Consider the following 12,303-nt stretch of genomic DNA (forward strand, 5'->3'; position numbering starts at 1 on the left):
CCACCACCGCTCCTCCTCAGAGAGGTCGAGCCGGTTCCCCCGATCCCTCCCGCAGATACTGTCGCACCCCCACGAGCTGCCGCGTGGCGGTCCTCGCGGGTTCCTCCACGAGCACGTACACGGCGGCGGACACGGGGACCGTCACGGCGAGGGTCAGCACCGCGATCAGCGCGGTGTGACCGGTGAAGGGAGAAATACCCGTGAGCGGGAACATCAGCTCGAGCACCGGCAGGTGCACCAGGAAGATGGAGTAGGACCACCGGCCGAGGGCCTGGAACGCCGGGGTGGTCAGCAGTCCCTCCCGGGGTGCGAGGGCGTACGGGAGGACGACAGCGGCGGTGAACACGGTGCCCGCCAACACGCGGAGGACGAACTCGCCCGGCTGCGGGTGCACGAGACCGACGGGCCCGTACCAGGGTTGCGCGGCGATCCACAGCGTGACGACGGCGAGGCCCCACCACACCGGTCGCCTGCCCAGTATCCGGAGTGGCCGCGGCGTGAGGCGGCCCTCCACCTCCGCGGCGATCATGCCGACGGCGAACCAGCAGGTGAACGCGGGCGGGAGGATCTGCAGGTTGGCGACGCCCGGCGCGGGTGACGCGGCGACGAACGGCAGCCAGGCCCACCCGAGGCTCACCACCGCCACGAGAACGATCGCGGGGATGCGGGCCCGCCCCGGCAGGACACCGGCCACCACCGCGAGCAACGGCAGCGCGGCGTAGAAGGCGACCTCGACGCACAGGGACCACAGGTGCGTGAGCGCCGGTGCGAGACCACCCGGGACATAGATCTGGGTCATCGTCAGGTTCGTGACCCGCTGGACACCGGTACTGCGGTAGGCGTCGGGAAGGAGCATCAGCACGGCGGCGACCACCACCAGATATGCGGGGAAGATCCGCCCCACCCGGCTGACCAGGTAGCGGGTCCAGGAGACGTCCCGACCGGACCGGGGTCCGTAGCGTCGCCACAGCAGGAACGCCGACAGGGTGAAGAACACGGGGACGAAGAAGTCGAACCGTCCGAGGATTCCCCCGATGAAACCGGTGGGTGCCAGCCCGGTCTGGAAGGCGACGTGGGTGAGCAGGACACCGATGGAGGCGACGGCGCGAAGCCCCTCGAGTGAGGCGTTGAACCGTGTAGTTTGCGGGTACGATCCTTCTGTGCCCATGGCGCGTCCGCCTTTCCGCCCGCGTCATCCGGGCACATGTTCTTGCACAGATCCTAGTTGGAAGGGGGTCGCGATGACCTCGCGGGTCTCCGGCTTCACCGCCCTCACACTCGGCGTGGCGCTCGTCGCCGTCGCCGTTCTCCTGCCGTCGTTCCTCCTGCCGCGCCTGAAGGTGATTCCGCTGGATGCGGGCGGTAAGACGGTGACCCGCGAGGTGGACGCCACCCTCCTGGATTCCCGCGCGTTCGGGTCCCGGGAAGTTCTGCCCGAACATGCGGCGAATCCCGTGTGCGAGGGCGACGAGGTCCCGGTGTCCTGTTTCATCGGCCACGCGACCCCCGTCTACGGCAACCGCAGTATCAGCGTCGTCGAACCGGCGGACGCCGATGTGGTGACGCTGCGGGCGGGCAACGTCCTCATGCGGACCGACCGTCCGGAGCCGGACAACATCATCTCCGCGACGGTGGACACGATCACCCTGAACCGGCGCACCGCACTCCCGGTGGAGGAGCCGGTGTCGAGTTTCCACGCGACCTCCCCGAGGCTTGGCCTCGATGACATGCGCAACGGTTTCACGCGGGAGGGCGTGCAGTACCAGTTCCCCTTCGATTCGGACGCCCGCTCGTACCCCTACTTCGACACGACGGCACAGGAGGCGCAGCCCATCGACTTCGTCGACGAGGAGGTCCTGTCCGGGCACGGGGAGGTCAAGGTGATGCGCTATCACCAGCAGGTCGGCCCCGTGAATATGTTCACGGCCATCAGCGGGGTGTTCAATCTGGACGGTGAGGTCAGCGAACACGAGAAGGCGTCGCTGAACGCACTCCGGATGACCACACCCGCCCGCGACTGGTACACCCCCGCCGAGCTGGAGGAGCGTGGCCTGGCTCCGGACGAGCGGGTGACGATGACCCGCTACTACGCCAACGACCGCACGGTGTGGGTCGAGCCGTCGACGGGCGTGATCGTGCACGGGCGGGAGTACCTCAACTACTTCTTCGCACGCGACGACGACGAGGCGCGCACCATGGCGCAGGCCCGCTTCGATGACCCTGACGCCGCCGTGAACCCGAACCGCACGGCACTCGCCATGACGGCGGAGTGGAACGACGCCACGCAGGACCGTCAGTGGGCGAAAGCCCTCGACGGCCGGTCGAAACTGAATCTCCTGGGCTCGGTCGGCTGGAGTGTCGGCATCGCCGGGGCGTTGCTCATCCTCCTCGGTGTCTGGCTGCTGCGTCGACGGCCGCGGTCCCGGCCGTAGACTCTGTGGCGTGATCCGCCGTACCGTTCTGACCGCCTGGTCGGTCCTCTGCGTCGGTGTTCTGCTGTGGCCGCTCGTCGGAGCGGGCGCCCTGATCCAGCGGGACATGGTGGTACTCCCCCACCCGGCGCTGAGCCTGTCGGCCCTGGGCTTCGGTGACCTACCGGCACGGGGGGCACCGCAGGACGGGGTCCTGGCTCTGGCGGGGATGCTCGTCGATGCCTCGGTGCTCGCACGACTGCTTCTTCTCCTCGCGGGCCTGGCCGGTGCCGCCGGAGCCGCGGCACTCGCGCGGCACGTCACCGGCGGTGACAGGCTCGGCCCGCAACTCGCCGCGGTGACCGTGACCATCGCCAACCCTTTCGTGGTGGAGCGTCTGGTGCAGGGGCACTGGTCCCTGGTGATCACCGCATGGCTGCTGTCCGGAATCGCCTGGGCCGCGCTCACCGGGAACCTGACGGCGCTGACCGCGGGGCTGTGGGCGGCATCTCTGACGCCGTCGGGTGCCGTGCTGGGAATCGCGGTGGCGGTCGCGTGCTCGTGGCACCGGCCGCGGCAGGTACCGGCCGCCGCCGGGATCGGTCTCCTGGTGACTCTCCCGTGGCTGGTGCCGGCGCTGCTCGGTGGGGCCGGCACGGGCGCCGGGGGTGCCACCGCGTTCGCACCCCGGGCGGAGCATCTCGTCGGGACCGCCGGTGCGCTGCTCGGGCTGGGGGGTATCTGGAACGGGACGGCCGTTCCGGCCTCGCGGTCAGCGGGATTCGCGGTGTTCGGGGTCCTGCTCGCAGTACTGCTGGCCGCCGGGATACGCAGGTGCCCACGACCGCTGCTGATACTCGCGGGCACCGGGTTCGGGATCGCGCTGGGGTGGTGGCTCCTGCCCGGGGCCGCCACCTGGTCGCTCGCCCATGTGCCCGGGGCCGGGTTGCTGCGGGACGCACAGAAGTACGTCGTCCTGGCCGTCCCCGCATTCGCTGCGCTGGCCGCTCTCGTCGCGGACCGCCGGGTACTCCTCGCGGGGGCGGTCATCCTCCTCGCCGTGCTCCAGGTGCCCGACGCCCCCCGCGCGGTGGGAGTTTTACAGCCGGTTCCGGCGGATCCCGCGTGGACCCGGCTCGCGGAGGTCGCGGATGGCCGTGACGTGCTGATCACCGACGCGGGAACGATCATCACCTACCGCGGCAGAACCGTCGTCGACCCGCGGTCCAAAGCCCTCCCACTCGTCGACCCCGGCGCTCTGAGGGTCGACGGCGAGCTCACCGACGCCCCGAACCCGCGGTGGGTGCGGGGCGTGGAGTCGTGGCGGGGCGGCGACACCGACGGCGTCCGCGCTGCCGGGATCGGGGTCGTCGTCGACGACGGGGCGGTCCACGATCTCGGCGGGAGCCCGCGCCGGGACTGGCGTTGGTGGCTGGGCCTCGGGCTGACCGGGTCGTGGCTCGCCGTACCGGTGCTCACCGCCGTGTTGCGACGCGCTCCAGCAGTTCGGCGAACTGCCCGCCTGTGAGTTCCCAGGAGAACTCGGTGGCTCGGTTCTCTGCCGCGGCACCGAGCCTGGCTCGCCGGGTGGGGTCGTCGAGAAGCGCAGCGGTCGCGCGGATGAGCGCCGCCTCATCGTCGACGAGAACCCCGGTGACCCCGTCGATGACGGAATCATTGAGTCCCGCCGAACTGCGGTACCCGAGGGTGGGCACACCGTGCTGTGCCGCCTCGACGACCGCGAGCCCCCACCCTTCCTTCCTGGACGGCATCAGATGCAGTGCGGCGCGGGCGAGGAGGGCGTGCTTGTGTTCCTCGCTGACCTGGCCGTGCAGGACGATCCGGTCCTCGATCCCGAGCGACAGTGCGTGGTCCCTGAGCTCCTGCTCCCACCACCCTGAGCCGATGACATCGAGGACCACGTCCCGCGTCGGCGCGAGCGCCGCGATCACGTTCATGGCGTGCTCGATCTGTTTGTGCGGCACGAGGCGGGACAGCGTCACCAGATGCGTCGTCCCGCTTTCCGGATAGCGGGCGAAGTCAGTCGGCGCCGGGTCGACGCCGTTGCGGATGATCCGGATCGCCTCGGCATCGACCCCGAGTTCCACGAGTTCCCCCGCGGACGGCCCGGAGACCGTGACATAGGGACTGGACCTGTACACCCGGGGCGCCACACGGCGTTCGAGGAACCATCCGATCCGGCTGAGTACCGGCCCCGCGACCGGCCACTGCTCCCGGTGGCAGTGGTGGGTGAGCAGTACCGTCGGCCTGCCACCGAAGATGCGGGCGAAGAACGGGATCCCGTTCTGCGTGTCCACGATGACGTCGACACCCCGCAACGGTCCCAGCCCGACCCGTGCCGCGAGGAGCCCCGCCCACGCACGCGGATAGACGGTCAGCTTTCCGCCGGCGCGGGTGAAACGGATCCCGTTCCGGGTCTGTCTCCGTGGTGCGGCGTCGTGCGCGGCGGTCCGGTAGACCACCTCGTGGCCGCGCCGGACGAGGTACTCCCCCACGCGCTCCAGGTAGCGCTCACTGCCGCCGCCCTGGGGGTGGGAGGTGTCGCGCCAGCACAGGAACAGGATCTTCATGACCCAGTCAGTCTAACCGGCGGCCACCGATACACTGTCACAGTGCTGTTTCTCCCCTCATACCGGCTTCCCCGGACCCGGCGCCTGGCGACTCTCCGCCGGTCGGTCGGTCTCCTCCGGGACTTCCGCTTCGAACAGGCCCTCCCGGAACTGTTCTACGGGCACCTCGCGGAGGACACCGCCCGGATCCTGGAGTCACTCCACGCCGACTGTACGGGTGCGGGTCTTTCCGGACGTCACATCCTCGACGTCGGGGGCGGTCCCGGCTACTTCTCCCGGGCGTTCGCCGCACGTGACTGTGACTACGTCACGGTCGAACCGGACGCGGGGGAGATGTCGGCGGCCGGTATCGAGGTCGATGCAGCCGTCCGTGGCTCCGGTACGGCGCTGCCGTTCCGGGACGGGGTATTCGACCTGACCTACTCCTCCAACGTCGCGGAACACATACCGGATCCGTGGTCGATGGGCGATGAGATGGTGCGGGTCACCCGCCCCGGGGGACTCGTGGTGTTGAGCTACACGGTGTGGTTCGGTCCTTTCGGCGGCCACGAGACCGGTGTGCTCCCGCACTACATCGGTGGTGGTTTCGCTCGTGACCGGTACACCCGGCGGCACGGCCGTCCGCCGAAGAATGTGTTCGGTGAGTCGCTCTTCGACGTCTCCTGCGCGGCCGGCCTGAGGTGGGCGTGGTCGAGTGGCGCCGAGGTGTGCGGCGTGTTTCCGCGCTACCACCCCGCGTGGGCGTGGTGGATGGTCCGCGTTCCGGTGCTGCGGGAGTTCGCGGTGAGCAATCTGGTGATCGTGCTGCGCAGACGCACCGAACTGGCCTGAATCCGGCGTCCGGTGGGGCTCCCCGGGGATCAATCACCGACCGGAATGGGCTCTCTCATCCCGTGAATTTCCCGGATTGATGTACGCACCTGTGTGAACACCGGGACCGGGCCCAGGAACTGACGAGGCCGCCCCGGGAAGGTGTCCTCCCGGGGCGGCCCGATGGCGATCACCTGGCGGTGATCAGCCTGGATCAGCTACGGCGGCGGCGCACCATCACCAGTCCGAGTCCCATGAGGAAGAAAGCCACCAGGACGAGCAGCAGGACGTTCGCTCCGGTCTCGGCGAGCAATCCTCCCCGGCGTTCCTCCTTCGGCTGTTCGGTCTGGTTGTTCGGTGACTGTTCGACGTGAGTCCCGGGGGCCGGTGCACCGGGGACGGTCGGTGTTGCCGCCGGACCCGTGTTCGACGAACCCTGGGTGGCCACTGATCCACCGGAGGACAGCAGGGGAAGCAGCGCGACTGAGGCCAGTGCCGCCGAGCCGACCAGGGGGATGAGCCAGGGGATTCCCGCCGAGGACGCCCATCCGGAACCGTCGACGACTGGCGGAGGCCCGTCGTAGGTGTTGGTCACCTTCAGATCATCACTGTCATCGACAGCGACGACCACAGTCGACGACTCCGGCGACACGGTCAACGAATAACCGTCGAACTCAGCCGAACCCCTGTCCTCGACCACGGTGCACACGGTACCCACCGGGAACTCCGGCGACTGCACCGTCTCCCCGGCACGAACATCCAACATGCCGGTCGTTTCACCACAGGTGTAGGTGAACTCGAAGACCATATCCCTGACATCGGCTTCGTCCAGACCCTCAACCTGCTTCGTCACACTGAACGACGCGGTCTTGGGTGCGTAGGTGTTGCGGATGGCCAGTGAGGAGACGCGGTTGTCGCCGACGACCACGACCGCCTGTTGTTTGTCGTCCGAGATGGTGACCCTCGAGTCACCGCCCTCCTTCTCGAATACGGGAGCGGCCCAGGTGTAGTTCTCAGTGTCCGCCGGGGCCTGCTCCGTCACGGTGACTTCCGTGCCCTTGAGGAATTCGGGGAGGGAATCGAGATCGGCCTGTCCCTCGGTCACCTTGACGATCTCATCGTGCACCGTTCCGTCGGGATCCACCCAGTGGAGGTTCACCGAATACCTGTCACCGGCGAGGGGCCCCTTGAATCCGGCGGGTACCGTCCCGACGCCACTGACCACATTCTTCGTGAGCGCGATCTTGCCGTATCCGGGCCTGCCGTAGGCGTAGCCGCCCACCATCGCCTTCGCTGTGATCGTGGAGTCGAAGTCGACACCGTCGATGCGCGCGGTGTTGCTGACCCGTGAGCCGTTCGGGAAGGCGTCCATCGGGAACTGGGTGTAGATGTTGATCTGGTAGACCTTGCCCTTCTCGGTCGCCGGGATTCCGATGGTGGCCTTGGAGTCGTCCCAGTCGATCGTCCAGTCATCGGCGGGCAACGGGGTTGCATTGCCACCGTGGGCGACGTACTCCCATGTACCACCGGAGGCGTCTTCGTCGGCCCGGGTGCGCACGCGGATGTCGGTGCCCTCCTTCCGCTCGAAGTCGTAGGTGTTCGAGCGCTCGAACGGAGTCTGGGGTCCCTCCATCTCGTCGATGATCTTCAGGGCTCCACCTGTTCCGTTGACGACGATGCTCCACCGGATGATTCCGAGGTTCTCGGTCCAGCTGGCCACCCCGACGAAGTTGCCGGTCTTCGAATTGTTCTCCTGGATGACCTCGGGCTGGTTCGGATTCTTCACCGGGGGGAGAACTCCGTCGCCGATGACGTCCTCGTCGAGAATGCTCGTCACGCTCACGGTGGCGGGACCGATGTCGAAGGACCACGGAGTTATCTCTTCGTTCGCGACCCCGTACACGAGCATGTCGTAGTGGCCGCCGACGTCCTGCGAGTTCTTTGTGACGAAGTCGGTGAATACACACCTGACGGCGTGGTCATCGTCCGCGTTCTCGCACTCGAGGACCACATCTCCTGAGGCGTCGGTGAGGTTCACCGCCTTGCTGACCGTGTGCAGCCATCCCGGCAGTTCGAAGACGAGGTAGTCGCCCGGCTGCACCGCCTTGTCCGGATCATCCTGGAACTCCTTGGCGCTGAAGTCGATGCTCAGGGTGAGTGCCTCGTCCGAGCGCAGAGGCTCCGAGGCGCGTTTTCCGGAGCTCCGGGTGAAATTGACACTGGTGACGTAGTCCGCGGTCCGGTCGGAGCCGGTTTCAGCGCCGGCGGTCGGGACGGAGATGAACGCCAGAATCAGTGCCAGTACTGACGCGAGTGTCGCCAGCATCACGATCGGCAGAGGTCGTCCCCGCAATTGTCGCGTATTCATGTTGTCAGTTTTCTCTTTTCGGTCAGGGCGAACGTTCTTCGCTTATCTCTCCGGCGATCATCCGGAGAAAATTAAGCTGGAATTCCACCGTTACCTTACAGAATCCTCGCAGCAACCCTGCGAAAGCCTACCAAAGGTTTCCGGTACGCAAAAAGGCTCTTCACCTCGCAAAACAACGGCGGTATCCATTTTCCTGACCCCACTACCCCACCAAATAGAACGGAATCAGCGCCGCAAATCTCGATCAAACCTATTTGAGATATCTGTGCACGAAAGATCGGTTGTAAACCGTTTTCAGAACCATCAGAATCAATGGGCTCCGGGTGTTCGACCACGGCACGACAAAGCCCGGGGGCCACCGACAGCGGGTACTGTCGGTGGCCCCCGGGCGAGAGACTGTCCGGTACTACTCCCCGGAGTGCTTCGCGATGCGCTCCTTGAGCGCCTCGAACTGCTCGAAGACCTCCTTGGGGACGGCCGGGCCGAGCTTCTCCAGCCAGGCGGCGTTGTCCTCCATGTCCCGGGCCCACTGCTCCGGGGGAGCGGTCAGTGCCTCCTCGACATCGGCACGCGGGGTGTCCAGGCCTGTGAGGTCGAGGTCCTCGGCCCGGGCGGTGTGGCCCGCAACGGTCTCGTCGGCCTCGACACGACCCTCGATCCGGTCGACGATCCACTTCAGCACGCGGCTGTTCTCGCCGAATCCGGGCCACAGGAAGCGGCCGTCATCGCCGCGGCGGAACCAGTTGACCAGGAACACCGGCGGCATCTTGTCGCCGCCCTTCTCACCCATGTCGATCCAGTGCTGCAGGTACTCGCCGGCGTTGTAGCCGATGAACGGGAGCATGGCCATGGGATCGTGGCGCAGGGCACCGACCTTGGCCTCGGAGGAAGCGGCGGTCTGACCGGAGGACAGCAAGGTTCCGATCATGGTGGCGTGATTCCAGTCGAAGGCCTGCGTGACCAGCGGAACGGTGTCGGGACGACGGCCGCCGAACAGGATCGCGGAGACCGGGACACCTCGCCAGTCGTCGAACTCCTCCGCCGCAACCGGGCACTGGGAGATCGGGACGCAGTAGCGGGAGTTCGGGTGGCTGGACGGCTCGTCGGAGTCCGGGGTCCAGTCGTTGCCCTTCCAGTCGATGGCGTGATCGGGCTTGTTCTCCAGGCCCTCCCACCAGACGTCACCGTCATCGGTGAGCGCGACGTTGGTGAACAGGGAGTTGCCCGGCTCCATCGTCTTCATGGCGTTGGGGTTGGAGTCGTAGTTGGTTCCGGGTGCGACACCGAAGAAGCCGTTCTCCGGGTTGACCGCGTAGAGGCGGCCGTCCTCGCCGAACTTCAACCACGCGATGTCGTCGCCGACGACCTCGGCGGTCCAGCCGTCGATGGTCGGCTCGAGCATCGCCAGGTTCGTCTTGCCGCAGGCGGAGGGGAACGCCGCACAGATGTAGTACGCCTTGCCCTCGGGGGAGGTGAGCTTCAGGATGAGCATGTGCTCGGCCATCCAGCCCTCGTCGCGGGCCATGACGGACGCGATACGCAGGGCGTAGCACTTCTTCGCCAGAATGGCGTTTCCGCCGTAGCCGGAACCGTAGGACCAGATCTCACGGGTGTCCGGGAACTGGGTGATGTACTTCGTGTCATTGCAGGGCCAGGCGACGTCTTCCTCACCGGGCTCCAGCGGCGCGCCGACGGAGTGCAGGGCGTGCACAAACTCGCCGTCGTCGCCGATCTTCTCGAGGGCCTCGGTGCCCATGCGGGTCATGATGCGCATGGACATCACGACGTAGGCGGAGTCCGTCAACTGGACGCCGAGCTTCGGGTCGGGGTCGCTGATCGGGCCCATGCAGAACGGGACGACGTACATCGTGCGGCCCTTCATGGCCCCCCGGAAGCACTCCGTCATCTCGGCCTTCATCTCGGCCGGATCCATCCAGTTGTTCGTCGGACCGGCGCCCGACTCATCCTCGGAGCAGATGAACGTCCGAGACTCGACGCGGGCGACATCCGCGGGATTGGACCGTGCCAGGTAGCTGTTGGGACGCTTCTCCTCATTCAGCTTGATGAGGGTACCCGCCTCGACGAGCTCGGCACCGAGCCGATCCCATTCTTCCTGGGAACCGTCAGCGAAGACGACCCGATCGGGCTGGAACAGCTCCACCGCCTCGGAGATCCATCGGATCAGTTCCTCGTTCTTCGTGGGCAGTGCACCCTCAAGGCGCGGGATTGTTGACTCGGTCATCTTTACTCCTGACATCTTCTGTCGTTCGGCAGAGTTCTCATCGCCCAGCGTAGCCCGGGCACCGACACCTTGCAGCGAGTCGCATTGAGACCCTGACCACATTTGTCATTACCAGTTCGACACCCCCGAATTTCCCTCATCCACGAGGTGCAATCCGCCCGTTTCGGTGAAGATATCCCGCCCCCTCCCGGGGGTGTTCTGGTTTTCCTTCCCCTCGATCCGGGTCGTCGTGGCCCGACCGCTGACCGAGCATCGAGCGGACGGCGGCCACGGACGCCGGCGCGTGTATTGAAGTTTGTCCGGCACAGCAGGCAAACTGGAGAGGATGTCTAGCACCGATAATTTCCCTAGCCCCGGCGATCTCGGGGAACTTCCCTCGGGTCGCCGCCTGCAGTCCGTCTTCGACGACGGGCTCGATTACCCGCGCCTCGGCAACGTCACGTTCCGCCGGGGCACCCTCACCGACAATCAGCAGCGCCTCTGGAACGAGCACTGGCCCAGACTCGGCAAGGTCCTCGTCGACGAGACGATCGACACCGATGCATGGTTCGGGCGCAGCGCCCCGACGATCCTCGAGATCGGCTCCGGAACCGGCACGTCCACGGCGGCGATGGCCGTCGAGGAGCCGGACGTCAACGTCATCGCCGTCGAGCTCTACAAGCCGGGCCTGGCGAAACTGCTGGGCGCGACCGTCCGGGGCGGCATCGACAACATCCGGATGATCCGGGGCGACGGCATCGAGGTGCTCAACCGCATGATCGCGCCGGAGTCGCTCGCCGGAATGCGGATCTTCTTTCCGGACCCCTGGCCCAAGGCGCGGCACCACAAGCGCCGCATCATCCAGTCCGGGCCACTGAACCTGATCGCCGGCAGGCTGAAGCCCGGAGGTGTGCTGCACGTCGCGACGGATCACGCCGACTACGCGGAGTGGATCTCCGATCTCGTCGACGTCGAGCCGCAGCTCGAGTACCGGGGATGGCCGTGGCCGGACTGCCCCCAGCTGGTTGACCGACAGGTGATCACGAAGTTCGAGGGCAAGGGACTCGACCGCGACCACCGCATCACCGAGTTCCTGTGGCAGCGCCCCCTGTGAGTGCGGTCCCTCCAGTCCTCCTCCCCTTGACCCGATGACCAGCGAAAGACCCTCCAATGAATAACGCCCATCACGATCACACGCACAACTACAGCGAGCACACGGACAATACGACGGATCCGGGCCCGCAGACCCTCCTGCTGGTCTGGGACGCACCGAACCTCGACATGGGTCTGGGCGCGATCCTCGGGGGGCGTCCGACCGCCGTGTACCGACCGCGTTTCGACGCCATCGGCCGTTGGCTCCTCGGTCGTGCCGATATCCGCTCGGAGGAGCTCGGGTTCCATCTGGAGCCTGAGGCCACCGTGTTCACCAATGTCGCTCCCGGCGGCTCCGATGTCGTCCGCCCGTGGGTCGAGGCGCTGCGGAACGTCGGTTTCGCGGTGTTCGCGAAACCGAAGACCGACGACGACTCCGACGTCGACCCGGACATGCTCGCCCACATTCGCCGCCGACACGAGGAGGGGATCCTCCACGGCCTCGTCGTGGCGAGCGCCGACGGACAGAATTTCCGCGAAACGCTCGAGGAACTGGCCTCCGAGATGCCCGTCACGGTGATCGGTTTCCACGAGCACGCGTCATGGGCGGTGAGCTCGGAGACCATCGAATTCATCGACCTCGAGGAGATCCCCGGCGTGTTCCGCGAGCCACTGCCGCGGATCTCCCTCGACTCTCTCCCCGAGGGCGGCGCCTGGCTGCAGCCCTTCCGGCCGCTGTCGGCGCTCCTTTCCGGCCGTTCCTGATCCGACACTGACCGTTCCATCCCTCCGAGACCGAAGACAAGGAGT

Annotated in this window: 9 protein-coding genes; 5 read left to right on the forward strand and 4 right to left on the reverse strand. The window is 66.8% G+C overall.

The genetic code is table 11. The annotated features are described in order from the left end of the window. Positions 1–16 precede the first annotated feature (16 nt). The gene (locus JIM95_RS10765) at positions 17–1,168 is read right to left on the reverse strand and encodes an acyltransferase family protein (protein ID WP_200256303.1); all 1,152 of its coding nucleotides are present in this window, start codon (positions 1,166–1,168) and stop codon (positions 17–19) included. A 73-nt stretch (positions 1,169–1,241) separates the two neighbouring features. On the opposite strand from JIM95_RS10765, the gene pgfA reads away from it, so the two are divergent. Both pgfA and JIM95_RS10775 read left to right on the forward strand, forming a co-directional pair. Beyond that, entirely contained in the window at positions 1,242–2,432 is a 1,191-nt protein-coding gene (gene pgfA / locus JIM95_RS10770) for a cell envelope lipid trafficking protein PgfA (RefSeq protein WP_200256301.1), read from the forward strand. 10 nt (positions 2,433–2,442) lie between these two features. After that, positions 2,443–3,939, forward strand: a complete 1,497-nt coding sequence (locus tag JIM95_RS10775) for an MmpA family trehalose lipid delivery protein (RefSeq protein ID WP_200256299.1) — start codon at positions 2,443–2,445, stop codon at positions 3,937–3,939. On the opposite strand, the gene JIM95_RS10780 is transcribed toward JIM95_RS10775, so the two are convergent. Beyond that, positions 3,887–5,002, reverse strand: a complete 1,116-nt coding sequence (locus tag JIM95_RS10780) for a glycosyltransferase family 4 protein (protein WP_200256297.1) — start codon at positions 5,000–5,002, stop codon at positions 3,887–3,889. The two genes, JIM95_RS10775 and JIM95_RS10780, sit on opposite strands and share 53 nt — an antisense overlap. A 42-nt stretch (positions 5,003–5,044) precedes the next feature. Between JIM95_RS10780 and JIM95_RS10785 the strand changes: the two genes are divergently transcribed. After that, positions 5,045–5,833: a class I SAM-dependent methyltransferase gene (locus tag JIM95_RS10785; RefSeq protein WP_248113849.1), complete on the forward strand. Its 789-nt coding sequence runs from the start codon at positions 5,045–5,047 to the stop codon at positions 5,831–5,833. 193 nt (positions 5,834–6,026) lie between these two features. Here JIM95_RS10785 and JIM95_RS10790 read toward each other — a convergent pair whose 3' ends face one another. Both JIM95_RS10790 and JIM95_RS10795 read right to left on the reverse strand, forming a co-directional pair. Continuing rightward, a complete protein-coding gene (locus JIM95_RS10790; protein ID WP_200256295.1) occupies positions 6,027–8,180 on the reverse strand; it encodes a DUF5979 domain-containing protein in 2,154 nt (717 codons plus the stop codon). Between the two features lie 406 nt (positions 8,181–8,586). Beyond that, entirely contained in the window at positions 8,587–10,422 is a 1,836-nt protein-coding gene (locus JIM95_RS10795) for a phosphoenolpyruvate carboxykinase (GTP) (RefSeq protein WP_200256293.1), read from the reverse strand. 325 nt (positions 10,423–10,747) lie between these two features. Here JIM95_RS10795 and trmB point away from each other — a divergent pair, with 325 nt between their 5' ends. Then, complete coding sequence (gene trmB, locus JIM95_RS10800; RefSeq protein WP_200256291.1) at positions 10,748–11,515, forward strand: tRNA (guanosine(46)-N7)-methyltransferase TrmB; 768 nt, start codon at positions 10,748–10,750, stop codon at positions 11,513–11,515. 56 nt (positions 11,516–11,571) lie between these two features. Beyond that, positions 11,572–12,258, forward strand: a complete 687-nt coding sequence (locus JIM95_RS10805; RefSeq protein WP_200256289.1) for an NYN domain-containing protein — start codon at positions 11,572–11,574, stop codon at positions 12,256–12,258. Positions 12,259–12,303: the final 45 nt, after the last annotated feature.

It is taken from the genome of Corynebacterium antarcticum (assembly GCF_016595285.2).
Taxonomy (GTDB): Bacteria; Actinomycetota; Actinomycetes; order Mycobacteriales; family Mycobacteriaceae; genus Corynebacterium; species Corynebacterium antarcticum.